Below are 25,382 nucleotides of genomic sequence, written 5' to 3'. Positions count from 1 at the left end.
CGAAGAATATGAGCCTTACGCAGCGGAAGCTGGCGGAAATTATTGGAGGTGGGGACGGATGGAGCATACAGAAATCATACTGTCCGTGAGGGCGCTTGTGGAATTTGCCTACAGCAGCGGCAGTCTGGAGCCGGGCTTCCGCAGCGGAGCCGCCATGGCGGAGGGGACGCGCAGCCATCAGCTGATCCAGAAGCAATACAAGGAAGGAGACCGCAAGGAGGTCTATTTGAAGACCGGAATTGCTTACGGAGAGCTGCTGTTCCAGATTGACGGGCGCTGCGACGGACTGCTTACGGCAGAGGATGGGAGCCTGACAGTGGAGGAGATCAAGTCCATGGCCGGAATCCCGGACCCTGCGCTTGAAGGGAAGGAGGTACACTGGGCCCAGGCTTATATGTACGCTTACATGCTGGCAACGGATCTTGAGCTTCCCTACATTCAGGTGAAGCTCACCTATGTGCAGCGGGGAAGCGAGGCACAGTACAGTCTCTACCGGGAGATGTCCCGTGAAGCGCTGACGGCCTTTGCGCTAGAGACAGTAAGCAGATATGCACCGTATGCCGAGATGATGGTCCGTTACAAGGCGAAGAGAGGGGAGAGCATCACGAACCTGTCTTTTCCGTTCTCGGCTTACCGGCCCGGCCAGCGCCATTTCGCAGCCGCAGTCTACACCTCCATTGCTGAGGGGGCGAACCTCTTCGCCCAGGCACCGACAGGCATCGGCAAAACCATGTCCACTCTGTTCCCGGCGGTCAAAGCGCTGGGCGAAGGCAAGGCGGCCGGTATCTTCTATCTGACCGCCAAGACCGTTACACGGATCGCGGCGCAGGAGGCAGCCACGATGCTGAACCTCCGGGGGCTGCATCTGCATGTCATTGCGCTGACGGCGAAGGAGAAGGCCTGCTTCCGGGAGGAAGGCATCTGCGGCACGGATTCCTGCGCGTATGCGGAGGGCTATTATGACCGGATCAACGGCGCCCTGATTGATATGCTGGAGCATGAGACGCTGATGACCCGGGAGACGATCGCCGGCTATGCCCATAAGCATAAGGTCTGCCCGTTTGAATTCTCGCTGGATGCCGCCTATGCCTGCGATGTTGTTATCTGCGATTACAATTATATCTACGACCCGCGCATCAGTCTGAAGCGCATGTCTGAGGAGCGTAAGAAGAACACCGTGCTGCTGGTGGATGAAGCGCATAATTTGGTGGACAGGGGCCGGGAGATGTATTCGGCCGAGCTTACCAAGGCACCCTTCCTGGCGCTCAGCCGGACCTACAAAACGGCGAATCCCCGGCTCGGCACTGCCGCCAAAGCGGTGAACGCTTTCTTCATTGCGCTGCGTAAGATCTGCGGTGATAAGGGTGCGGAAGAGTGGGCGGCCTATCCGGAGGAGCTGCCGGAGCTGCTGGAGAACTTCGCAGCCGAAGCGGAGCTGGAGCTGCTGAATTCCTCTTTCCCGGTAAGCTCTGTGCAGGCGGAGGAGGACGGGGCGGATAGCCTGCTGGATACCTATTACGCAGTACAGGGGATGCTTCGCACCTTCAAAACCTACGATGAACGTTACATTACCTATGCCGAGGTGCGCAGCGGAGATGTGTATCTGAAGCTGTTCAATCTCGATCCGTCGCATTTGCTGCAGCAAATGGGCAAGAGCTTCCGCAGCCAGATTCTGTTCTCTGCGACCCTCTCGCCGCTCTCGTATTACAGGGATATGATCGGTGCAGGCGAGGAGGACTACAGTCTGAGCCTGGCCTCACCTTTTCACAAAGAGCAGTGGCAGGTGTCTGTCCTGCCGGTATCCACCCGGTTTCATGACCGGGAGGCTTCCTTACAGCCGCTTAGTAATGCTCTTAAAGGCATGGTCTCGAAGAAGGGCAACTACCTGGTCTTCTTCCCCTCTTATGTGTACTTGAGGAATGTCTATGAGGTGTTCACCGAGAAGTACCCTGAAGTCCCTACGCTGCTGCAGGGCAGCGGGATGAGCGAGCCGGAGCGGGAGAGCTTCCTGGCGGCCTTCCGCCCGGATAACCCGGAGCCGCTGCTTGGCTTTGCCGTGCTGGGCGGTATTTTCTCCGAAGGGGTGGATCTGCCCGGCGACCGGCTGAACGGGGTGATGGTCGTAGGTGTAGGACTCCCGCAGGTGGGTCTGGAGCGCAATCTGCTCCGGAGCTATTTCCAGTCACAGGGCAAGAACGGCTTCGATTATGCTTATATCTACCCTGGCATGTGCAAGGTGCAGCAGGCTGGAGGACGGCTGATCCGCAGTGAGAGCGACAGCGGGGTCATTGTGCTTGCAGACGACCGCTTCATGCAGCCTTCCTACCGGCAGCTGCTTCCAGAGGAGTGGCGGGACTACTCTGTGTTGACCTAAGCGGGTATAATCTACTGAAAAGGCATTCACCAGACAACTCAGGAGGTAATGACATGACGCTTAATATCGGACTTGTTGGAACAGGCTGGTTCTCCAAGGTACATGCGGATTTGCTGGCGGGCATGGAGGATGTGTCGCTGAAGGCGGTCTGCGGCAGCAGCAAGCTTAAGGGAGAAGAGATGGCCCGCCCTTACGGGGCCGAAGGCTACGGGGAGATTACCGAGATGCTGGACAGCCACAAGCTGGATGCCGTCTACATCTGCGTGCCGCCACAGTCGCACGGGGCGATTGAGCGGGCGCTGATCCGCAGGGCTATCCCCTTTTTCATCGAGAAGCCGCTAGGCTCAAGTACGGCCATTCCGGCCAGTCTGCTGGAGGATATCAAGCAGCATCAGCTGCTGACCTCGGTAGGCTATCATTTCCGCTATCAGGAGAATATCCAGCGGCTGAAGCAGACGCTTGCCGGAGACAAGGTAGGGATGATTACCGGAGAATGGATGGGCGGAATGCCCGGCGTGGCGTGGTGGCGCAATCAGGAGCAGTCCGGCGGGCAATTCACGGAGCAGACGACGCATATTGTTGACTTGCTGCGTTATCTGGCCGGTGAGGTGACAGAGGTCTACGGCATGTTCGGCAACCGGATTATGCATGAGAAGCATGAAGGGGTGACCGTAGCCGATGTAGGCACCGTATCGCTGAAGCTTGCAAGCGGCATTATCGCCAGCATCTCCAATACCTGTGTGCTGCCAGGAGAGGTGAACAAGGCTGGAATCAGCTTCTATAATGACAACGGCATGCTTGACTGGAACCCGGAGCGTCTGCTTGAAGTCCGCAGCGGGGACAGCAAGGAATACAAGAATACGGGCAACCCTTACGCTGTAGAGAGCGAGGCCTTCCTGTACGCTGTCCGCACCGGAGACCGCTCCCGTATTCTCAGCGATTACGAGGACGGGTACAAGACGCTGAAGGTAACCTGCGCCGCGTATGAATCCGCCCAGAGCGGATTGCCGGTGAAGCTGTAGGACTCTGTCCTAGGGTCAGGGAGCTGCTTAATGAATGAACACTGCGATCAGTGCGGGTGCCAGCCCAATGGAGAACAGCGCCGCCAGAATCATCGAGATACTGGAGATGGTGCCGGTCAGCGAGCTAAGCTCGAAGGCCTTGGAGGTGCCGGTGCCATGCGCTGCAGTGCCCAGCGAGACCCCGCGTGCCACTTCATTCTCAATGTGGAAGAGGCGCAGCACCGAAGGACCCATCATCGTTCCAAGCACACCCGTGAGAATGACGAAGACTGCGGTGATGCTGGGAACTCCGCCGATGCTCTGTGAGATGCTCATGGCAATCGGCGTAGTTACCGAACGGGGGACCAGGCTGGTGGCGAGATCTCCGCTCAGGTGCATTAATTTGGCCAGCAGCATGGACGACAGTACAGCCGTTACCGTTCCTGACAGCACGCCTGCCGCAATTTCGGCGGCGTGCTTTTTGAGTAGCTTGAAGTTCTTGTGCAGCGGAATTGCAAAGGCGATTGTCGCCGGCTGAAGCAGGTCTGACAGCCATTTGCCGCCTGCATTGTAGGATTCATAGGAGCTGCCTGTGATCAGCAGGAAGCCGATGATTACCAGCGGGGTGATGATCAGCGGAGAGGCGTACATTTTGCCGCTGGCCGCATAAATCCGTTTGGTTACAAGGTATACCGCAATGGTAAGTCCAAGGAATAATAGTCCGGTCATCATGAGCTTCTACGCTCCTTTACTTTATAGATCATCCCTGTCAGCAGACCCGAGCTGGCCATGACAGCAAAGGTGCCCACGAGCACAACAGCCAGTACCTGCAGGCCGAAGGATTCCAGCAGCTTCGAGTAGTTCATGACCCCGATAGCCGATGGAATGAAGAACAGCAGCAGCTCAGCCAGCAGCCAAGAAGCTCCTGCCTCCACCCAGTTCATACGGATCACGCCGGATTCGAGCAGCAGGAATAATAGAATCATCCCGATAATGCTTCCGGGAAGCGGAATATGCAGTAGTGAGGTTAATCCGTTAACGAGCAGGGAGAACACGGTTAGTCCGGCCACCTGCAGTAAGCCTAAGGCAATCTTTTTCATCATGATTACCTCCTTTCATCTCTTACTGAAATTTTACATCTAATTCTTTCATAGGTACAATGAATGGATTGAATATCTCGCATTCTAATTGTCTATGCATGGAGGTTACCTAATGGATATCAGACAGCTGGAGTATTTCGTGCAGGCCGCCAGGCTGAACAGCTTCTCCAGAGCCGCAGAATCGCTGTATATCACCCAGCCGACCATCAGTAAGATGGTCCGCAATCTGGAGATGGAGCTGGGGGCCGACCTGTTCTACCGCGAGGGCCGGAGCATCCGTCTGACCGATGCGGGAGAGCTGCTGCTCGTCAAGGCGCAGAACATTGTAGAGTCCTTTGCCAGCCTCTCCTCCGAGCTGGACAGCCTGCGCAATCTGAAGCAGGGGCATATCCGTATCGGACTTCCGCCCATGGTTGGGGCTAGCTTCTTCCCGGCGGTCATCGGGGAATTCCACCGGAAGTATCCCGAGGTGACGATCCGGCTGCATGAGGACGGGGCGAAGAAAGTGGAGGATGACGTAGAGTCCGGCCTGCTCGATATCGGGGCGATTGTACTGCCGGTGGACCCGGCCAGATTCCACTGCTTCACCTTTGTGGAGGAGAAGCTGGAATTGCTGGTTCCCACAGGCCACCGTCTGGACGGAGCGCAGCAGGTGCCGCTGAGAGAGCTGGCCGGGGAGGAGTTCGTCCTGTTCCGGGAGGACTTCGCCCTCCATGACCGGATTATCTCGGAATGTGTCAAAGCTGGCTTTCAGCCCAAGGTGGTCTATGAAAGCTCCCAGTGGGATCTGATCAGCCGGATGGTCGCCGCCGGAATGGGCATTGCGCTGCTGCCGGAGACCATCTGCCGGGATATTGACCGTTCGCGGATTGCGGTGATTCCCCTGACCGAGCCGGTGATTCCCTGGCAGCTGGGCATGATCTGGCGCAAGGACCGCTATCTGTCCTTTGCCGCAAGGGAGTGGATTGCTTTTGCGATGAATGTACTAGGAGAGCGGTATTCGCGGCCGGAGCCTCCGGAGGATATATAAATAACAGAGCTTATTTATACTTCCGCCGACATTTTTTTCTTTTTTTGCAAATTTTGTTTTTTGGCATCATGATTTATGATAAGGGAGAAGTTGATAGAGAGAAGGTGAGTAACCGTGAACCTTTACCAGAATTCTCCTGATGTTAGCGGCCGGGATTACAGAGAAGATGAGCTGTTCCTTACTATAGAGAATTTAAGAAGCGAGCTGCTGGAGGTGGCCCGGGAACGGAGTCTGAGCGACCATACAGTGCTGGAGCTTAGCCAGCGGCTGGACGGATATATTGTGATGGCTCAGAACCTGATGATGGAGAGCCTGCGCAGCCGCAAGAATGGAGCCGCGCCCTACGGCAAGAATAAGAAGAGCCAGCGGATCAGGAATCAGGCGGCTCTGCAGCAATAATCTATAATACACCCAAGCATCTGACGGTGTTTGTTAATCATGGTCCTACTAATGTGGGGCCATTTTGTTGTGCTTTTCATAGTGTTGTCCTATAATGGCAATTAATAGAAGGATAACCTGAATGATGGATAGGGAGGTGCCGGGTGGAGGCGAAGCTGACTACATTACGTACGGAAATCGAGAAGAATCTGTCCCGCTCGGGCCATAATCTTGCCTCATTTGCCAAAGTCTCCGGCCTGAACCGCGGCAGTCTCAGCGCCATTCTTCACGGCAATCCGCCGAAGCCCATCTCGCTGGGACAGCTCGATGCCGTGATCCGGGCCTTCGGCTTCCCGGAAGGCTGGCTGTATCCGCTGTATGTGGATGAGTGCTTCAGTGAAGAGCGGATCTCCCGCCGCCGTATCGAGCCCTTCCTGGTTAAATGTGCCGAGATGGGCAAGCAGCAATGCATTGAAGAGGTCTTAAGGCGGATTATGGAATATCAGCGGCCGCTGGATATCATCTACAGGGTGGCAGAGAGGCTATTCTGCAGCGGCAAAGTACAGGAGTCCATCGTATTCTACAAGCTGATTGTAGACCATGAACAAGACAGCTATTCCGAGCGTATGGCGATTAGCCAGTACCGTATCTTCATGTCTTTACAGTCTACTCCGGATGTGGATATGGAGCAGAAGCTGCGCGCCGTCATCAGCTTCGAGCCATACCGCGGGCTGCTTCCCGAGGAGATGCAGCTGGACGGGCTGCTGAAGCTGGCGAAGGTATGCTTCGCGCTGCACCGCTGGAAGGATGTGGAGAAATTCGCTGATGAGCTGAGGGCATTAGCAAGCGGAATCTACCGCGAGGAGCTGCGCCGCAGCAAGGGGAAGAGGGCAGAGGCCTTTCAGGCAGAACGTCCGCTGGTGGTCTATTACGGGCACGGTTATCTGCTGAAGGCCTCGGCGCTTACCAAGCAGGGGGAGTATCAGCAGGCCAAGAAATATACCGCCGGCTATGCGGACCTGGGATGGTTCGAGATGCTGGATGACGAGGGGCGCAGCAGTGTGGACAGCTTCAAGCTGTTTGCCACGGCCAACGGGTTCACGCTGGAGATTCTGATGGGCAATATCTCTGTATTGCCGTCCTATATCGCTTTCTTGTCCGAGCATCCCGGTGAGATTCTGTCCGGCATGGTGATCATTATGGAGTCGGCCAACCGCTTCGGGTTCTCCGCTGATGCGGTGATGTCGCGCTTTTCCCGGGAGATGCTGCGCTTCGAACAATTCCAGGATACGATCAATGTAGACCGGGTGTACCGTCTCTATTATCAGATTGCGATCTATCATATCTCCCGCCAGCAGTATGCCAAGGGAATAGACTATATCATTCATTGCCTGCGTCTGACCATCAGACTGAACAGCGGCAAGGACTTCATTAACTGTGTAACCTTATTTGAACTGAACAGAGACTATGCCTCGGATACCCAGCAGAATGCGTACCGGGAGCTCATCAGGGAGGTGAGAGCGCATGAAGAGATCACTGTTGATGACGGCCAGCGTTTTGGTATTGTTTAGCTTCATTCTTGCGGGTATAGGAACAGATCAGAAGTCTAAGACAAGAGGGTTAACTGCTGTTGAACACGGAGTGGAATTCTAAAGCGGATTAGAGCAGTTAATTGTATAGCTAAGAGAGACTCCCCGGCCCTCTGTGTCGCGGGAGCGTTTGCGCGTGGTAATGTGAAATAAATTACATAGTAAGAGCGTAATCAGGAATTGACAAATTGCAGGCACGAAAATATAATTAGGTAGCCTAATTAATACATGGTTTAATTATTTGTAGACCTAACTAAAATGGGGTGGAAGCATTGGGATAAATCGCGAAGGTGAAAACTCAGTCGGACACAAGCTTTTCTCTGCACTTCGGAAGCTGCGCAAAGGGCATTGGCATCACTCAGTGGAGGGGCATAAGCCAAGTGAGATGACTTTATTGATATGTATTGCACGGGCGTCGCATGCTTCAGATCTGGGACTTAAGGTGTCGGAGATCAGCCGCTTCCTGGGACTGACTCCGCCAACAGTAACCCAGCTGATTAACAGTCTTGAAGCCAAGCAGATGGTAGAACGGCAGGCTGATCCGTCTGACCGGAGGGTAGTGCGCATCAAGTTGACCGAACAGGGGAAAATTATTACCCGCAGGGCCAGGGACCATATGGACGCCACACTTAACAGGATGGTGGAGTATTTAGGTGAGGAAGAATCTGATCAACTGGCGGAACTGCTGCTGAAAGTCTATGCCTTTATGGAGGATAATCCTCCGCCTAATCTAGACCGGTTACAAATGAACGGAGATGAGAAGCATGATTAAATTAATGAAACAACTGAAGCCCTTTCGCTGGGCCATTGCGGCTGTACTGATTCTTGTATTTCTGCAGTCCATGGGGGATTTGTATCTTCCGACCCTGATGAGTGACATTATCGACAAGGGGATTGTGGACGGCGACCAGCCTTATATCTGGAGAATCGGCGGCTTCATGCTGCTGGTGGCGGCTGGCGGTGTGCTATGCTCTATTATTGCCAGCTATCTGTCAGCCAGAGTGGCGGCAGGCTTCGGGAAGAATACCCGTTCCCGGGTGTTCAATCATGTGGAGAATTTTACGCTCCATGAATTCGATAAGCTGGGTACGGCCTCATTGATTACACGTACCACTAATGATATCACACAGGTTCAGACAGTATTGACTATGATGCTCCGCATGATGGTCGGTGCCCCGATGATGATGATCGGCGGGATTATTATGGCGGTGTCTGAGGACGCCAAGCTCTCGCTGATTTTTGTAGTGGTGATTCCGCTGCTGGTCGGAGCGATATTTTTCATCGGAATGAAGGGTCTACCGCTGTTCAAGGCGATCCAGATCAAGCTGGACAAATTAAATCTGGTGCTGCGCGAGCATCTGACCGGTATCCGCGTCATCCGCTCCTTCAACCGGATTGAGCATGAGAACAGACGGTTCAGTTCGGCGAACCGCGACCTTACCGACACGGCGATTAAAGTGAACAAGGTGATGGCGGGACTGATGCCGCTGATGATGATCGTCATGAACTTCTCGATGATTGCCATTCTGTATTACGGTGGAATCCGCATTGGCGATGGGGATCTGAAGGTTGGCTCCCTGATGGCATTCATTCAGTATGCAATGCAGATTATGTTCTCGCTGATCATGGTGTCGATGATGTTTGTGCTGATTCCAAGAGCTTCTGCCTCAGCGCTGCGCATTAATGAAGTGCTGGATATGCAGCCAGAGATTAAGGATCCTACCTCTGCAGAACTGAAGACTACGGCTACAGCTACACAGGAGGACGGCCGTGACGGATTGCGCGGGTATGTGGAGTTCGACAATGTATCCTTCGCTTATCCGGGTGCAGAGCAGGCAGCCTTGTCGGGAATTACCTTCAGTGCGCGCCCCGGTGAGATTACCGCCATTATCGGCGGAACCGGGTCAGGCAAGTCCACGCTGCTGAACATGATTCCGAGATTCTATGATGCCATAGAAGGTACGGTAAGTGTGGACGGTGTGGATGTGCGCCAGATGACGCAGGAGGAATTACGGAGCAAGATTGGTTATATTCCGCAAAAAGCCGTGCTGTTCACCGGTACCATCAACGAGAATATCCGTTACGGCAAAGAGGATGCTACCGAGGAGGAGATTCTTCATGCCGCCAAGGTGGCACAGGCCTATGACTTTGTCACAGCGATGAAGGAAGGCTTCGATTCAAGCATCTCCCAGGGGGGCGGTAACGTCTCCGGCGGCCAGAAGCAGCGTCTGTCGATAGCCCGTGCCCTCGTCCGCAAGCCGGAGGTATATCTGTTCGATGACAGCTTCTCCGCGCTGGACTTCAAGACCGATGCCAAGCTGCGTGCCGCGCTCAAGGAGGAGACTACGGAATCTACTGTCCTTATCGTCGCACAGCGGGTAAGCACGGTAATGGATGCAGACCGGATTATCGTACTGGATGAAGGTCAAATTGTCGGTATGGGCACGCACCGCGAGCTGCTGGACAACAATGAGGTGTACCGCGAGATCGTATCCTCGCAGCTGTCAGAGGAGGAAATAGCATGAGTGAGCAGAACAAAGCAATGAAGCCGCCCGCCCGCAGACACGGCGGATTCGGCCCCGGCCCGGGCGGACCCGGCATGGGTATGCCTCCCGAGAAGGCGAAGGATTTCAAGGGCACCCTGCGCCGCCTGATCCGGTATTTGCGCCCGCGCCAGGTACAGCTGATTATCGTATTCGTAATGGCGATTGCCAGTACCGTATTCAGTATTTTCAGCCCTAAGGTGATGGGTAAGGCAACGACCAAGCTGTTCGAAGGCGCTTATGGCAAGATGATGGGCGTGCCTGGGGCGGCGATTGATTTTGGCTATGTGAATGATATTCTGATCCTGCTGGCAGGCCTGTATCTGTTCAGCGCGCTGTTCAGTTATATCCAGCAGTATGTCATGGCCGGTGTGGCGCAGAAGGTCGTATACGACATGCGCGAGCAGATCAACAGCAAGCTGGAGCGGCTGCCGCTGAAATATTTCGATTCCCGGACCCACGGGGAGATTCTTAGCCGGGCGACCAATGATGTGGACAACATCAGTACCACCCTGCAGCAGAGCTTAACCCAGCTGATCACCTCTATTGTGACGATTGTCGGGGTTATTGTGATGATGCTGACGATCAGCCCGTGGCTAACCCTGATTACGATCGTAACGCTGCCGCTGAGCTTCGTGGTGATTATGCTGATCACCAAGCGCTCCCAGACCTATTTCGTCGGACAGCAGAAATCGCTGGGCCAGCTGAATGGTCATGTGGAGGAGATGTATACCGGTCACCGGATCATCAAGGCTTTTGGACGGGAGAAGAATTCCCTGAAGGACTTCAATGCCATCAATGAGGATCTGTATAACTCCGGCTGGCGCTCCCAGTTCATCTCCGGGATTATTATGCCGCTGATGATGTTCATCGGGAACCTGGGGTATGTGCTGGTATGTGTGGTCGGCGGGATCTTCGTGACCAAAAAAGCGATCGACGTCGGTGACATCCAGGCATTCATCCAATATTCGCGCCAGTTCACCATGCCGATTACGCAGACTGCCAATATTGCCAACATCATTCAGTCCACCATCGCTTCGGCAGAACGTGTATTTGAACTGCTGGATGAGGACGAGGAAGTCCCTGAAGTGGCTGCTACACTGGCGAAACGTTCAGCAGCTGCAGAAGAGGGCTCTGTGGAATTCCGGCACGTACAGTTCGGCTACAAGCCGGGTGAACTCCTGATTGAAGACATGAACATCGAGGTCAGTCCGGGACAGACCATTGCAATTGTAGGACCAACCGGAGCCGGTAAAACCACACTGATCAACCTGCTCATGCGCTTCTATGAGATCAGCGGCGGGGAAATTGTGATCGACGGTGTGAACATCACCGATATGAAGCGCAGCGAGCTGCGCAGCAAATTCGGTATGGTGCTTCAGGATACCTGGCTGTTCAACGGGACCATCCGCGATAATATCGCTTACGGCCGGGAAGGGGCTTCGGAGGCTGATGTGGTGCGGGCAGCCAAGGCTGCGCATGCCGATCACTTCATCCGTACGCTGCCGCTCGGGTATGACACGATTCTGAATGAAGAGGCCTCGAACATCTCCCAGGGTCAAAAGCAGCTGCTTACCATCGCCCGGGCGATTCTGGCCGATCCGTCCATCCTCATTCTGGATGAAGCAACCAGCAGCGTAGATACGCGGACAGAGGTGCAGATCCAGAAGGCGATGAACACGCTGATGCACGGCAGAACCAGCTTCGTGATCGCTCACCGCCTGTCCACCATCAAGGACGCCGATCTGATCCTGGTGATGAACCAGGGTAGCGTCATTGAGAAGGGCACCCATGTGGAACTGCTGGAAGCGGGCGGCTTCTATGCCGATCTCTATAACAGCCAGTTCTCCGGGGATGACCTGCCGGACGCAGGCTGATCCGAATAGAACAGTTACCTGAATATAGCCGGCTGTAGACCACAGCCAAGTATAACTTAGCGTTCATGCAGAGCGTCTTCGGACATTCTCTGTATGAACGCTTTTTTTATAAAAACCGAATACAATGCAACCCACACATCAACTCACCACTTAACTATGCCGCTACTCGACTCCACCAACCTAACCTTTCCTGCATAAAATACAACTTTTCCCAGATAATACTAGAGAGAGTGTCTACGATCACCCGTTATTAGCGGCATTGAGTCAGCTGTTTCCGGGCAGCAGCGGCAGTGATCACTCTAGTTTTTCAACATTTCAGAAAAAAGATTTGCTTAAAATTTTCGGGGTATATATGATAAGGATATCAAAATGACCCGCGGCTCATTTTTTGAAATATAAGAATTTATATGTTTCGCGCTATAAATTATCCTTATATTTCTCGCTGAAACGGTGTCGTCCTTTAAAAGGACAGCACAGCCGTTTCTACTTGGGCGGACGGATAGGAGAGAGGATGAAAGGTATGTCGGGCTACGGAAAATGGGTAGCAGGGAGCAAGACCAAATGGATCACTCTGCTGGTATGGGTTGCGCTGGTCGGGGTGCTTACGATGCTATGGCCATCAGTGAATTCACAGGTTGCTAACAATGCCTCCAATCTGCCGGAGGATTCACAATCGGTGCGGGCATCGGTCGTTGCTGAGAGAGAATTTCCGGCCGGAAGCGGAGTGCCGGCACTGCTCGTATGGCATCGTGACGGAGGAATCGCGGAGGAGGATCTCGTACATATAACAGCAGTATACAGCAAGCTTGAGCAGCAGCCTCTTATGCATCAGAACTTCGTTCCTCCGCTGGGCAAGCTGCCGCCGCAGGCGCTGCAGGCGTCCTTGTCGGAGGATCGGAGCACGCTGGTCACCCCGGTGCTGTTCGACAAGACGGCGGACAGCGACCAGCTCGGAGAGTCGCTGAAGAGCCTGAAGGAGCTGGTTCGGACGGAGACGGGGACTGACCCGTCTGCCGCCAAGCCCGACAGCGGAGACTTGAGCCTGCGCGTATCCGGCCCGGTCGGAATCTCGGTAGATGCTACAGGGCTGTTCAAGAATGCCGATGTGTCGCTGCTGATTGCCACTGTCATTCTGGTGCTGGTCTTCCTGCTGCTGATCTACCGTTCACCGATTCTGGCGCTGATTCCGCTGGTTGCTGTAGGCTTCGCTTATGGCGTAACCAGCCCGGTGCTTGGCCTGATGGCCAGGGAAGGCTGGATTACAGTGGATTCGCAGGCGGTCTCGATCATGACGGTGCTGCTCTTCGGGGCAGGGACAGACTATTGCCTGTTCCTGATCTCGCGCTTCCGTCAGATGCTGAAGGTGGAGGAGAATAAGGGGCGCGCACTACTGAGCGCCATTTCCCACTCCTCCGGGGCGATTGCGATGAGCGGCTTCACCGTGGTGCTGGCCCTCTTCGCTCTGCTGCTGGCCAAATACGGCGCGTACCACCGCTTTGCAGTGCCGTTCAGCGTCTCCATTCTGATTATGGGAGTAGCCAGTCTGACCCTGGTTCCGGCCTTGCTGGCGATCTTCGGGCGGACCTCCTTCTTCCCGTTCGTGCCGCGCACGCCGCAGATGGAAGCAGAGCGGGCCAAGGCCAAGGGCAGACCGGTGCCGCAGCCGCAGCCTGCCCGCCGTAAGGGAATCGGGTACCTGGTGGTATCCCGTCCGTGGGCCATTGTCGGAATTACCGTAGTACTTCTGGGAGTGCTGGCCTCATTCTCCAGCGGAATTAAGTTCACCTATGATATTCTGTCGTCATTCCCGAAGACTATGGAGTCGCGGGAAGGCTTCGACCTGATCGGCAAGCAATTCTCCCCTGGTGAGCTGGCACCCGCCAAGCTGATGGTTGATACGGAAGGGTTACCCGGCGGAGAAGACCTGAAATCCGTGCTGAGCAGCCTGTCTTACGTGGATGTGGTCTCAGACCCGCAGCAGGGGGCCGTCAATCCGAAGATTACTGCCTATGATATCGAGTTCAAGGACAATCCGTATTCGATTGAGGCGATGGACCATATCCCGGCACTTCAGGCTACGGTTGAGTCGGCCCTGACGGAATCCGGGATTGAGAACGCGCAGGATAAGGTATGGATCAGCGGCCAGACCGCTACCCAGCACGATACCAAGGAGCTTGGGGAACGTGACACCGATCTGATCATCCCGGTCGTTATCGGCCTGATTACGGTGCTGCTGCTGGTCTATCTCAGATCTGTCGTAGCCACAGTCTATCTGGTGGGGACAGTAATTCTATCGTTCTTCTCGGCACTGGGCCTGGGCTGGATCATCATTCATTACGTGCTCGGAGCAGATGCGATTCAAGGGGCCATTCCGCTATATTCCTTCGTCTTCCTGGTAGCGCTCGGGGAGGATTATAACATCTTCATGGTCTCGAATATCTGGAAAAAGCGTAAGCATATGCCGCTGAAGCAGGCGATTGCAGAAGGTGTGAATGAGACCGGCTCGGTCATTACCTCCGCCGGACTTATCCTGGCCGGTACGTTCGCCGTGCTGGCAAGCCTACCTATTCAGGTGCTGGTCCAGTTCGGGATTATCACTGCGATCGGTGTTCTGCTGGATACCTTCGTGGTCCGTCCCTTCCTGGTACCGGCTATTACTGTTCTCTTCGGACGTCTGGCCTTCTGGCCGGGTAAGCATCAGGAAGTAAGTGAAGCCTCTGCTTCGGATACACAGCGGTAAGAAGTAGTTAGTTCTACAATTTTCTGAAAAAACAACAAAGAAATCGCCCTTTCGGGAAAATGGAAGATCCATCAACCATCCCGAAAGGAGCGATTTTTTTGTTTTTGCCAGCTAATCTCTATTAAAGGGAGAAGCGCTTCTTTTGAGCGAAGCTAGTAGATCATCAGAATTAAACAAGTGAGTTCATTCCATAAAAGCAGTAAGGTACGAAGCTGCCTTCGTAGCGAAAAAACAGGGATAAGTGTATTCTGTGCAACTAAAAACAGGGAAACGGGTGGACTTCCTCTTCTAAGTGTAGTCTGTACAACTAAATTTGCCCGGATGGGCGAAAATCCAGGTATAGGGGCATTTTAATTGCACGAACTACATCTAAACGGAGATTTGGCAGCGTATCGGACGATTTAGTTGTACGAATTGCAATTAAGCCTACCCCTTGCACCCTAATCGGGTGAGGTAACCCCCTCAGCAAGCCATTAGTTAAAGTAATTCTCAACATGTTTAGATCTGATGTGCTACTGGTCAGCCTGGACATCCGGAGTACGGCTGTGCAGCAGCTCGTACTTGTCGAGCGAGGAGCCAACAATGGCTTCGTTCCGGCCGGCACCGCGGTGCGAGTCCCGGAAGGCGGGGCTTGAGGTCCAGCCGTTCAGCGCTTCCTCATTCTCCCAGACTGTGCTGATCTTAAGCTCCTCCACGCCTTCCTTGGGAGCGCCGCGCCATACCTCCATGCGGATGAAGCCGGGGATGCTCTGCACCCCATTATCTGCGCTGAACCGTGAGGCCAGCGCTTCACCATGTCCTTCCTTGATCTTAATCGTATTAGTAACTACCAGCATGCCAAGTCCTCCTTGTAGGGCTGTACGTAATGTCAGTCTTTATTGTGGATTCGTGGTCCAGATACCTGCTGTTTTCAGGAAGACGCGGTCAGGCAGCTTAAGCGCAGCGAGCGTCAGCTCGGCCACATCCTCCGGCTGCATCATCCGGTCCTCGTCCCCGATCTTAAGACCTGCATCGGAAGCAAGGCCTGTATTCACTGTGCTTGGGGTCAACGCTACGACACGGATATTATGCTTGCGTACCTCCATCGCCAGCGACTCGGTCATGCCCATAAGGGCAAACTTAGAGGCACAGTAGGCCGAGCCTGTGGCGAAGCCGCGTTCTCCTGCGGTGGAGGAGATGTTGATGATATTGCCGCTCGAACGCTCAATCATTGCAGGCAGTGCCGCGCGGGTCACATAATAGGCCCCGAACAGGTTGATCTGCATATGCCGTTCCCAGTCCGCCGGGTCCATCTCCAGGAACGTGCCGAACTGGGCGATCCCGGCATTGTTAATAAGCGCGTCGAAGGGGCCGAGGTCCTTCTGCAGAGCCACTACCGCCCGCTCCGCTTCTTCACGTACGGCAATATCGGCTACAGCGATACTGACCTTGATGTCGTACACCTCGGTCAGCGCCGCCTTCAGCGCCTCCAGATCCGCCGAGGTTCTGGAGATCAGCCCCAGGTTGGCGCCTTCCTTAGCCAGCGCCATAGCGAGCGCCTTGCCGATTCCCTTGCCTGCACCTGTAATGACAATACTGGTTCCTCTCAAATCCATAACCTGTCGTCACGCTCCTTATATATAGAATGATGGGTAATTCTAGAAGATACTGTCTATTATACCTGAGCGGCCGGGCACAATCACGCCGGAGCCGCACCTCCGGCATTGCAGACCGCCAGGCCCCCGGTACCACTTGTGCCGCCTGTGCCGCTAATGCCCCGCAGCGCCTGGTCATCCCGCTTTAGTCTTCCGGCGTAATTGTCTTAAGCGGCAGGGTCGCCGGACCTTCGAGCACATCGCCTTCGTAGGAGAAGCGGGAGCCGTGACACGGGCAATCCCAGGAGCGTTCGGCATTATTCCATTCGCATTCACAGCCCATGTGGGTACAGGTTCTGTCCACAAGATGCAATTGGCCCTCAGGGTCGCGGTAGGCACCTACGCGTTTGCCGTCATGGAAGACGACAGCACCCTGATCCGGCTCCAGATCCTTCGTCTTGGTGTGTACAATCTCCACTTTGCCGGCCACCAGCTCCTTGGCGACCGAGAAGTTCTGCACGATGAAGTTCTTGATGGCTGGAACGGCCTTGAAGCGTGAGGGATCATATAACCCGGTGTACGGGTTGCTGCTTCCCAGAATGCCGTCTGCGATCAGGCGGGCAGCCACGGTTCCGTTCGTCATGCCCCATTTTCCGAAGCCGGTGGCGATATAGATCTCCTCGTCCTCGGCGCGCTTGCCGATATAGGGCACCCGGTCCAGCGTGATCAGGTCCTGGGTGGACCAGCGGAACGGAATACTGCGGATGCCCAGCAGCTCCCCGGCGAACCGCTCCAGATTCTCATAATGGCCGAACGTACAAATGCCTTGACCCGTCTTGTGGTTCTCCCCGCCGGCGATGACCAGCTTCCGGTCTCCCCATTCCACTGCCCGCAGCGAACGGGCCGGTTCACCGGCACTCAGATACATGCCGCCCTCATAATCCGTCTCCGGCTCGAACGCCAGACAGTAGGAGCGTTCGGCATGCAGCCGTGAGAAGTAGAGGGAGCCGCCGTCATAGAAGGGGAAGTGGGAAGCCGACACGGCATGGCGGCAGCGGATCTGGAGCTTCTCTCCCTCGGTATGCAGGGTTATCTGTCCGTCCGTATCAACCTTCTCTCCGATCATCGTATGCTCAAATACGGCGCCGCCCCTGTCCAGAACCGCCTGCAGCAGTCCCTTCAGGTACTCCAACGGGTGAAAACGGGCCTGATCCGGCATCCTGATAGCCCCGCCTGCACCCAGCGGCAGGGGGACCTGATCCAGCCACTCTCCGGGCAGTCCCAGCTTGCCGTAAGCCTCGAATTCCTTATTCAGCGCCTTCAGCGTCTTCTCGTCACCTTGATCCGCATACAGGTAGGCCGCCTCCCGCTTCATCCCGCAGGACAGGTCCAGCTCCTCCGCTGTGGCAATCATCCATTCCATGGCCTCGCTGTTCGACTGATAATACATCCGGGCCTGCTCTTCGCCGAAATGCTTCAGCAGATCATGATAGATCATGCCGTGCTGGGCGGAGATTTTGGCGCTGGTATAGCCGGTGGCCCCGCCGAGAATCTGTCCGGCTTCAAGCAGTGTGACCTTATATCCGGCCTTGGACAGCAGATAAGCGGTAGTAATCCCGGTAATTCCTGCCCCTACAATAGCTACGTCTGTGACATGATCTTCCGCAAGCACCGGAAAAGACGGCAGGCCTGTACTGTCTATCCATAATGATTCCGGAAATTGCGGAAGACCTTGCGGACGGGGTTCCTGTGTGCTCATAGTCTAGTCCCTCCTAAGTGATGATCCATTTCATTTATTACCACTCTTCCGTGAAAAGAAACGCCCCGCTCCCCCGGCAGGTGCATGAAAACCGCCAGAAAGTGCCAACCTAAGAAGAAATTCACGGAGCAGCGGGCGGAGAGGGGCAGAGACCTATGTCGGAACAACAGCATACACAGGCGGTTCTGCTCGAATGGATCAGAAGCCAGCTAAGCGGGTTCGGCGACCTTGAAGACAAGGTCTTGACGATTCCGGCGGGACAGGTCAGCCTACTCTATATCAAAAGCGTGACAGACGGACAGGCCATCAGCCGCAATATTATTGCTCCGTTCTACGAGATGGGCCATCCCGCAGCCTACTACAGCTATGTGGCCGATTACCCCGGCAGTGAAGAGGTGACAGACGGGCAGCGTGCTCTGGATCTTCTGCTCAGCGGCTATGCCTGTATTGGGCGGGAGGGCAAGCTCTGCTGCTTCGATGTCCTCCGGGCGGAGGCCAGCAGTATCAAGGAGACGATTACGGAGAGTATCAGCCAAGGTCCATCCGATGCGCTGGGGGAGAGTCTGGCGGTGAACCTCAATCTGGTCCGGCGGCGGTATCTGTCCTCTGCGCTCAAGATGGAATTTACCGTTATCGGCAATGTGTCCAAGACCAAGGTGGCGATCCTCTACGACGAGAGCCGGGTGAATCACCAGGTGCTGGCGGAGTTAAAAGAGAAGCTGGACTCGCTGAAGCTCGACATTCTGCAGGCTGCCGGTGAACTGGAGAAATATATCAGCAGCGACAAGCTGCGCATTTTTCCCAAGACCATAGTAACCGAGCGCCCCGACCGGGTGGTATTCAATCTGGTAGAGGGCAAGGTGGCGGTCCTGCTGGATACGACCGGGTATGCGATTGTGCTTCCGTCCATATTCAATGATTTCTTCACCGCCATGGATGACAAAATCCATCTGCCCTTCGTCGGCCGCTTCCTGAAGCTGCTGCGCATTCTGGGCGTGGCCATGACGTTATGGCTGCCGGCCTTGTACATTGCCTTCACCTCATACAATCCGGAGATTGTGCGGGTGCAGATCGCCCTGCTGATCGGGGGAAGCCGCGCTACGGTACCTTATCCTTCTTTTGTCGAGGTGATTCTGATGATGATTATGATGGAGTTCCTGACGGAGGCCAGCTTGCGTCTGCCCAGAGCCATCGGTCCTACAGCGACCACGGTCGGCGGTCTGATCCTGGGGCAGGCTGCTACAGCGGCGGGGCTAATCGGCAACATTATGATTATTCTCGTCTCCGTGGTGGCGATATCCAATTTCCTGGTTCCGCTGAATATGATGAGCTTCTCCATCCGTGTGCTGAAGTATTTCTTTGTCATTGCCGCAGCTGTGCTCGGGCTTGTCGGTGTCGTTATCTGCCTGGTGGGCTTCACGCTATACTTATGCAGCCAGCGCAGCTTCGGCCAGCCGTATTTCAAGATGTTCGCCCTTGATGCGCTGGGAGCGTCACTGAAGAAGAAAAGCGGGGGCTCCTAATGGCAAACAGCCGCTATTTCTACTGTCTGTTTCTCATGAACTCCCTGATCAATATCATTAACTTCACCCCACGGGAGCTGATGGATGCCCGCTTCGACGGTGCGCAGTCCTCCATCCTGGTTGCGGTGGTTACGGGCACCCTGTTCATCTACCTGTTCACCAGAGTCATCCGTAAATTTCCGGGGAAGGGACTGCCGGAGATCTTCGGTTCAGTGATGCCGAGGCTGCTGGTCTCCCCGCTAATTGTTGTATATGCGGTTCTCTGGTATCTGGCCGGGGCGCTGATTCTTCTGTCCTTTGTGGACATTACCCTCCGGTTCATCAGTCCGGACACCAGCCCGATGGCAGTCTTGCTCGGGTTCCTGGTATTGACCTGCCTCTGTGCCAGAATAGACTCGCTGTCCCTGCTCTATGGACTGGAAATTACGCTGGCTATCACCCTGCCCTTAATTCTGTACACGACAGTCAAAGCAGTGGTGAACCCGGACTTTAGCTGGGACGCTGTGCTGCAGATCATGACACATGCCCTGCATCCTCCAGACTGGAACAGCATTGCGGCGGCGACCTTCACGTTCAGCGGCTACATAAATATGGCGGTCTTCAACCGGGTATTTCATGGCTTGAAGCTGAAGCATATCTGGATTCTGAGTCTGGAGGGGCTGCTCGTGCTGGCCATCACGTTTTATGTGCCCATCGGATATCACGGAACCGTCGGTGTCGAGCGGCATGTGTACACCTGGTTCACCACAGCGGACAGCATCCGGATTGAGTCGTTTTTGATTGAGCGTATGCTCTATCTCTTTTATTTTGCTTACAGCACGCTGGCGCTGGTCAGTGCCATTATCCAGTGGCATGTCGGCAAAGAGCTGCTCCTCAGCCAGCTCCCCTCCGCCCCCGGCAGACCTAAGACCAGACAGTGGCAGGAGATCGTCATTCTGGCGGTTTTTGCAGCGGGCACCCTGCTCCTGATGCGCATAGATCAGTACGACCTTAATATGCTCGGGGTATTCCTGCTGCATATCCGCTGGTACGGGGAGCTGCTGCTGATCCTGCTGTTATTCGGGTGCTACTGGATGGTAAGGAGGCGAAGAGCGTGAGAGCGGGAGTAATCGGGACTCTGCTGGTGATGCTGCTGTCCGCAACCATGACCCTGGCCCTTACAGGCTGTAATTTCAAGGATATTGACCGGAGAATATTTGTGGTTGCTATTGGCATTGATCCCGGCCGGAAGGAAGGAACGTTCAAGGTTAGTCTGAAGCTGGCGATTCCGCAAGGGGATGTCACGAAGATTGACGAGAAGATGCAGATCCTGACCGAAGAATCGGATAGTATCTCTGAAGCACTGCGCAGAATGAAGTCCAAGGTGGAGAAGGAGCTCGACTATGTGCACTGCAAATCGGTAATTCTGGGGGAAGGGCTTGCCGCGGACGATATCCGGCATGTAACGGACTGGGCAGTCCGGCGCAGAGACATCCAGCTGATTCTTAATTTCGCCGTGGGCAGGCCGGGGGCGTTGGAGGTGCTTCAGGTTAAGCCGCCGTCAGAGCGCATTCCGTCCAACTCGCTGATTCTGGCAATGAGTGGGCAAGGCACCGAGTCGCCCTTCATCTCCAGTGTGTATTCCTATCAGCTGATGCGGAGTATTTATGAGAATGGGATAGACCCCATATTGCCGGTTATTGAAGCGCAGAAGAAGGACCAGTTCCTGATTGACAAGATCGCTCTGCTGGATAAAAGAAAAATCAAGCTGGTCCTCTCCCCGGACGAGACCCGGCTGTTCAACCTGCTGTCCCGCTCCAATCTGCGGACGAACTTCCCCGCCCATATAGGCGGCGGTATGTATCAGTACTATACGGAGAGTTCCTCTTCAAGCTACCAGATTGTCACTCCCGCAGATGAAGATCCCTATCTCCGCTATACCATTAAAATCCGGGCGATCCTGGAGGAGAGCAGCACGGCGGAGACCGTCACCCACCATATGCTGAAGGAGATTGGGGAGGCCGGTGCAGCGGAACTGGAACATGCTGTAACCGCACTGCTGGTCAAAATACAAGGCAGCGGCATGGACCCGCTGGGCTGGGGGCTGCATTATGGCGCGCGGCACTGGAATAATGATACGGAGATGGCTGACTGGGAGCGTCTGTATCCCCGGCTGCAATTTCAGGTCACGGCCAAGGTGGACATTAAATACTCGGGAATGATCAAATAGAGCCGCGGCGGATTGACGCTTCCGGCATCAGGACTTATACTTGATCTAAAAACAAATTAGAGGATGATAAAGATGAGAACCCTGAACCTGACCTCTCAGCGTCAAGCCGTGTATGATATCGTCCGCAATTCCCATGATCACCCTACCGCTGCGGAAGTCATGAACCGGCTGGTTGAGCAGGGCCATAACCTCGCTTATGGAACGGTCTACAATTCCCTGCGCTACCTTACAGATAAGCAGATGATCCGCGAGCTGAAGCTGGGCGAGGCGGCCAGCCGGTATGATGCGCGCCTGGACGACCACCAGCATATTGTCTGTGAAATCTGCGGTGCCGTGGATGAAGTGATGAGCCAGGTCCCGCAGGAGTGGAGCGACTCGGTGGCAGCAGATACAGGCTATTCGATCACTCATACGCATGTGGTATTCGGAGGTATCTGCCCGGCCTGCCAGAGCAGGAATTCACGCCAGAACTAGGACGTTTGTATGGGGTATGCTGGCTCGCTTAGTAACGGAATATAACAAAAGACCGTTTTCATGGAAACGGTCTTTTTGCTATGCTCCTATAAAAATTATCAATAAATATAGGGAAATTATCATTAATTGCCGGAAAAAAGAGGGTTTCGGGGGCTGATATTTAATTATATATAAAGCCTGCCGCTATGATCCTTCTTAAGACCCAGGAAGAATGAAAGAGAGAGTGAGTCCATCATATGAATAAAAAGGTGCGTCTGAACATCCGTACGAAGCTGATTACTACCTATCTGCTTGTCCTGCTGGTACCGAGCATCATTATAGGCTGGTTAACCTATCAATCGGCCAGCAGCAACATAGGAGAGCAGCTTACCAATAATGCCCAGGAAAGTGTAGTTGCAGTGAACCAGATCATAAGTTCCAATATTCAGTCGAAAATAGATGATATTCTCTATTTCGCCGGACAGCTTCCGGCAGATTCCATTAATAACGAGGCGGCCGGACTGGCGGCGCCTGCACTGGAGAACAGATTGCGGGAGTATGCCGCGCTGCATCCGGATGTGCTTGATATTTATGCCGGAACCAGCAAAGGCAAGAGCATCCGAGCGGCAGAGCTGGAGCTGCCTGAAGGCTATGATCCGCGCAAGGAGAATACATATATCAATGCGCTTAAGAAGGGCAGCGGCACTGTGATCTCACCGGTATTTCAGACGGTGAACGGGGAGAGCGCCATTGCGGTATCGGCGGTGCTCGCAGGCGGGGACGGCGTAGTCAGTCTTGATCTGAATCTGTCCTCCCTTGCCGGTATGACGGATACCAAGGTCGGTCAGGAGGGCTATATTCTGATTATCGACAGCAGCAAGAAATTCCTGGTTCATCCCACAGAAGCGATTGGTGCGGAATCCTCGCTTGAGTTCGTGAAGCAGATGTTCGGGAGTGAGAGCGGAAGCTTCGATTATGTATATAAGGATGCACCCAAGAAGATGACCTTCATGGTGAATGAGCTGACGGGCTGGCGAATCGGAGGCACCATCAGCTTGAATGAGATCACGCAGGCAACCAGCGACATCCGTGAGACGGTCTGGCTGGTCATCTCTGTATCCGTGCTGCTGGCGCTGGTGCTGATCTATTTCAACATTGCGTCGATTCTGAAGCCGCTGATCCGCCTGCGCAAGGCAACCGAGCGGATTGCCGGCGGCGACCTGTCGCAGGATATCGGGGAATTCCGGGGGGATGAGATCGGTCTGCTGGCCGGGAATTTCCGCCTGATGGTGGAGAGTCTGCGGCAGATGATTATCGGGGTGCAGACCATGACGGATAATGTCTCTTTCTCTGCGGAGCAGCTGAGCGCGGGGGCAGAGCAGACGACCAAGGCTATAGAGCATGTGACAGTGGCCATCCAGGAGGTGGCAGCCGGCACGCAGCAGCAGGTGGGCAGTGTACATAAAGGAATGGCAAGCACGGCTGCCACCACAACCGAGGTAGCCCATATCTCGGAGTTCATGCAGCAGGTATCGGTAATGATGGACAAGACCTCGCTGTCGGCTTCGGAGGGCAATGATTCGGTCATCAGCGTAGTCGACAAAATCAACGGCATTCATGAGACTGTGGAGGAGATGGGCAAGGTCATCGATCAGCTGAGTGAGCGGGTCGGGCAGATCCAGGGGATCACCGGTGTGATCTCGGGAATCTCGCGGCAGACGAACCTGCTGGCGCTGAATGCGTCCATAGAAGCGGCCAGAGCCGGTGAACAGGGCCGCGGGTTCGCTGTGGTAGCCTCGGAGGTCCGCAAGCTTGCGGAAGAATCCGGAAAGTCAGCAAGCCTAATCTCCGAGCAGGTTGCCTCTATCCATTCAGAGATGCTCCGGGCTACGGCAAGCATGGAGGATGCGAAGACTAAGGTGATGGACGGCATTATGGCTGTGGATACAACGGGACGTTCGTTCTCGCGTATCCGCAGGGCGATTAAGGGGGCCGCGGAGACTATAGGCGGAATGAACGAAGGCGTTCAGACCCTGACTGCAGAAGCAGATAGTCTGGATCAAGCTATTAACGAGATCCGCGGCATTACCGAGGCTGCGGCAGGCAGTACCGAGACGATCTCGGCAGCAGCCCAGCAGCAGCTTGCCTCGGTGGAAGAGATCGCCTCTTCCTCAGCCGACCTGAGCCGGCAAGCCGATGAATTGCAGCAGCTGGTCGGACGCTTCAAGCTGTACCCGGGAAACCAGGCTCCTGCCGCGCCGGAAGCGGTCAAGCCGGGGGAGAACCTCCCTGGGGATCAGCAGAATTCATGAGGCCGAATATGCGGTCTGGTCTTTTCTTTTACCTCACTTTGCAAGTATACTGGTAAGCAACAATACGGGGTGATGAAGGGGAGAAGCGTTCATGGCAGAGCAATTAAAGGGCATTACCGTAGCCCTGGCCGGTCCGCGTAAAGCGGAAGACATGGCCAAGCTGGTAGAGAATATGGGAGGAACCGCGCTGCACCGTCCCGCTCAAGGGACAACCTTTCTGGATGATGCCGCCCTGCGTGAGGGGCTGATTGCCTGGACAGAGCAGCCGCCGGATCTGGCTATTCTGACTACCGGTATGGGGCTGGACGCATTGTTCGAGACGGCTGCGAAGCTGGCGCTTGCGGACCGCTTCCTGGAGGTTCTCTCTGGCTCACCTGTTGCTGCCCGTGGTTATAAGACAGTGAATGCCCTGAAGAAACGGGGACTTGAGCCGGTCGTGCGTGACGATGACGGCAGCTCTGCCGGACTGATTCGCGGCCTGCAGGACTATGATCTGCAGGGCAAGCGGGTCATGCTTCAGCTGCATGGGGAGACTGCCCCGCAGCTGATCGGTTGGCTGGAGCAGGCGGGCGCAGCCGTAAGCTGTGTGCAGCCTTACCGGTATACTCAGCCGGAGCCTGGAGCGCTGGAGCAGCTGCTCACAGAGATCACCGAAGGACAGGTGGATGCAGTGGCGTTCACAAGTGCGCCGCAATTCCGCTTCCTGGCACAGCATGCGCGGGAGCAGGGGCAGCTTGCGGCGTTGGTGCAGGCTTTTGAAGAGAGGGTGCTGGCGGTATCTGTCGGCCGTATGACCTCGGAGGCTCTGAAGGAAGAAGGCGTGAAGCGGATTGTCATGCCGGAGCACGAGCGGATGGGCAGCATGTTCGTTACCCTGGGCCGCTATATTGCGGCTAACCGGTAGCAGCGGGCCGTTCAAT

20 protein-coding genes are annotated in these 25,382 nt (G+C 55.0%); 15 read left to right on the top strand and 5 right to left on the bottom strand.

Annotation, left to right across the window (positions count from 1 at the left end; all coding sequences use genetic code 11):
- The first annotated feature begins 58 nt into the window (after positions 1–58).
- Both MKY12_RS29740 and MKY12_RS29735 read left to right on the top strand, forming a co-directional pair.
- Complete coding sequence (locus tag MKY12_RS29740) at positions 59–2,374, top strand: ATP-dependent DNA helicase (protein WP_339311921.1); 2,316 nt, start codon at positions 59–61, stop codon at positions 2,372–2,374.
- A gap of 53 nt (positions 2,375–2,427) precedes the next feature.
- Complete coding sequence (locus MKY12_RS29735) at positions 2,428–3,396, top strand: Gfo/Idh/MocA family oxidoreductase (protein ID WP_339251994.1); 969 nt, start codon at positions 2,428–2,430, stop codon at positions 3,394–3,396.
- Between the two features lie 27 nt (positions 3,397–3,423).
- Here MKY12_RS29735 and MKY12_RS29730 read toward each other — a convergent pair whose 3' ends face one another.
- On the bottom strand, positions 3,424–4,104 hold the full coding sequence (locus MKY12_RS29730; RefSeq protein WP_076080997.1) for a CidB/LrgB family autolysis modulator: 681 nt from the start codon (positions 4,102–4,104) through the stop codon (positions 3,424–3,426).
- A complete protein-coding gene (locus MKY12_RS29725; RefSeq protein WP_339257651.1) occupies positions 4,104–4,475 on the bottom strand; it encodes a CidA/LrgA family holin-like protein in 372 nt (123 codons plus the stop codon). The genes MKY12_RS29730 and MKY12_RS29725 overlap by 1 nt, the downstream gene beginning before the upstream one ends.
- A gap of 112 nt (positions 4,476–4,587) precedes the next feature.
- Here MKY12_RS29725 and MKY12_RS29720 point away from each other — a divergent pair, with 112 nt between their 5' ends.
- The 7 genes from MKY12_RS29720 to MKY12_RS29690 all read left to right on the top strand — a co-directional run bounded on the left by MKY12_RS29720 (position 4,588) and on the right by MKY12_RS29690 (position 14,632).
- Positions 4,588–5,505 (top strand): LysR family transcriptional regulator, encoded by a 918-nt coding sequence (locus MKY12_RS29720; RefSeq protein ID WP_339311920.1) that lies wholly within the window; start codon positions 4,588–4,590, stop codon positions 5,503–5,505.
- Positions 5,506–5,619: 114 nt separating this feature from the next.
- Positions 5,620–5,904, top strand: a complete 285-nt coding sequence (locus MKY12_RS29715; protein ID WP_076080942.1) for an aspartyl-phosphate phosphatase Spo0E family protein — start codon at positions 5,620–5,622, stop codon at positions 5,902–5,904.
- 143 nt (positions 5,905–6,047) lie between these two features.
- Positions 6,048–7,454, top strand: a complete 1,407-nt coding sequence (locus MKY12_RS29710; protein ID WP_076080940.1) for a DNA-binding protein — start codon at positions 6,048–6,050, stop codon at positions 7,452–7,454.
- 403 nt (positions 7,455–7,857) lie between these two features.
- The gene (locus MKY12_RS29705) at positions 7,858–8,244 is read left to right on the top strand and encodes a MarR family transcriptional regulator (RefSeq protein ID WP_051478267.1); all 387 of its coding nucleotides are present in this window, start codon (positions 7,858–7,860) and stop codon (positions 8,242–8,244) included.
- The gene (locus tag MKY12_RS29700) at positions 8,237–9,997 is read left to right on the top strand and encodes an ABC transporter ATP-binding protein (protein WP_339311919.1); all 1,761 of its coding nucleotides are present in this window, start codon (positions 8,237–8,239) and stop codon (positions 9,995–9,997) included. Before MKY12_RS29705 ends, MKY12_RS29700 begins: the two co-directional genes overlap by 8 nt.
- A complete protein-coding gene (locus MKY12_RS29695) occupies positions 9,994–11,892 on the top strand; it encodes an ABC transporter ATP-binding protein (protein WP_036728258.1) in 1,899 nt (632 codons plus the stop codon). The genes MKY12_RS29700 and MKY12_RS29695 overlap by 4 nt, the downstream gene beginning before the upstream one ends.
- 511 nt (positions 11,893–12,403) lie before the next feature.
- Entirely contained in the window at positions 12,404–14,632 is a 2,229-nt protein-coding gene (locus MKY12_RS29690) for an MMPL family transporter (protein ID WP_339311918.1), read from the top strand.
- A gap of 512 nt (positions 14,633–15,144) precedes the next feature.
- Here the strand turns inward: MKY12_RS29690 and MKY12_RS29685 are convergent.
- From MKY12_RS29685 to MKY12_RS29675, 3 genes are all read right to left on the bottom strand, one after another.
- On the bottom strand, positions 15,145–15,468 hold the full coding sequence (locus MKY12_RS29685) for an antibiotic biosynthesis monooxygenase (RefSeq protein ID WP_209868553.1): 324 nt from the start codon (positions 15,466–15,468) through the stop codon (positions 15,145–15,147).
- A 39-nt stretch (positions 15,469–15,507) separates the two neighbouring features.
- The gene (locus tag MKY12_RS29680) at positions 15,508–16,227 is read right to left on the bottom strand and encodes a 3-ketoacyl-ACP reductase (protein ID WP_036692186.1); all 720 of its coding nucleotides are present in this window, start codon (positions 16,225–16,227) and stop codon (positions 15,508–15,510) included.
- Positions 16,228–16,411: 184 nt separating this feature from the next.
- Positions 16,412–17,965 (bottom strand): FAD-dependent oxidoreductase, encoded by a 1,554-nt coding sequence (locus tag MKY12_RS29675; RefSeq protein WP_339311916.1) that lies wholly within the window; start codon positions 17,963–17,965, stop codon positions 16,412–16,414.
- Between the two features lie 155 nt (positions 17,966–18,120).
- Here MKY12_RS29675 and MKY12_RS29670 point away from each other — a divergent pair, with 155 nt between their 5' ends.
- From MKY12_RS29670 to MKY12_RS29645, 6 genes are all read left to right on the top strand, one after another.
- On the top strand, positions 18,121–19,488 hold the full coding sequence (locus tag MKY12_RS29670; protein WP_339311915.1) for a spore germination protein: 1,368 nt from the start codon (positions 18,121–18,123) through the stop codon (positions 19,486–19,488).
- Positions 19,488–20,585, top strand: a complete 1,098-nt coding sequence (locus MKY12_RS29665; protein ID WP_339311913.1) for a GerAB/ArcD/ProY family transporter — start codon at positions 19,488–19,490, stop codon at positions 20,583–20,585. The genes MKY12_RS29670 and MKY12_RS29665 overlap by 1 nt, the downstream gene beginning before the upstream one ends.
- Positions 20,582–21,697 carry a Ger(x)C family spore germination protein gene (locus MKY12_RS29660; RefSeq protein WP_339311912.1) on the top strand — a complete coding sequence of 372 codons (1,116 nt, stop codon included), beginning with the start codon at positions 20,582–20,584 and terminating at the stop codon, positions 21,695–21,697. The genes MKY12_RS29665 and MKY12_RS29660 overlap by 4 nt, the downstream gene beginning before the upstream one ends.
- Positions 21,698–21,769: 72 nt before the next feature.
- Complete coding sequence (locus tag MKY12_RS29655) at positions 21,770–22,171, top strand: transcriptional repressor (protein WP_036692190.1); 402 nt, start codon at positions 21,770–21,772, stop codon at positions 22,169–22,171.
- Positions 22,172–22,407: 236 nt separating this feature from the next.
- Positions 22,408–24,462: a methyl-accepting chemotaxis protein gene (locus MKY12_RS29650; protein WP_339311910.1), complete on the top strand. Its 2,055-nt coding sequence runs from the start codon at positions 22,408–22,410 to the stop codon at positions 24,460–24,462.
- A 91-nt stretch (positions 24,463–24,553) separates the two neighbouring features.
- A complete protein-coding gene (locus MKY12_RS29645; protein WP_339311908.1) occupies positions 24,554–25,366 on the top strand; it encodes a uroporphyrinogen-III synthase in 813 nt (270 codons plus the stop codon).
- The last annotated feature ends 16 nt before the right edge of the window (positions 25,367–25,382 follow it).

The organism is Paenibacillus sp. FSL M7-0896, assembly GCF_037975415.1.
Classification (GTDB): Bacteria; Bacillota; Bacilli; order Paenibacillales; family Paenibacillaceae; genus Paenibacillus_AQ; species Paenibacillus_AQ silagei.
Note: the sequence above shows the minus strand (reverse complement) of the source record. Positions and strands in the feature narration are given on the sequence as shown.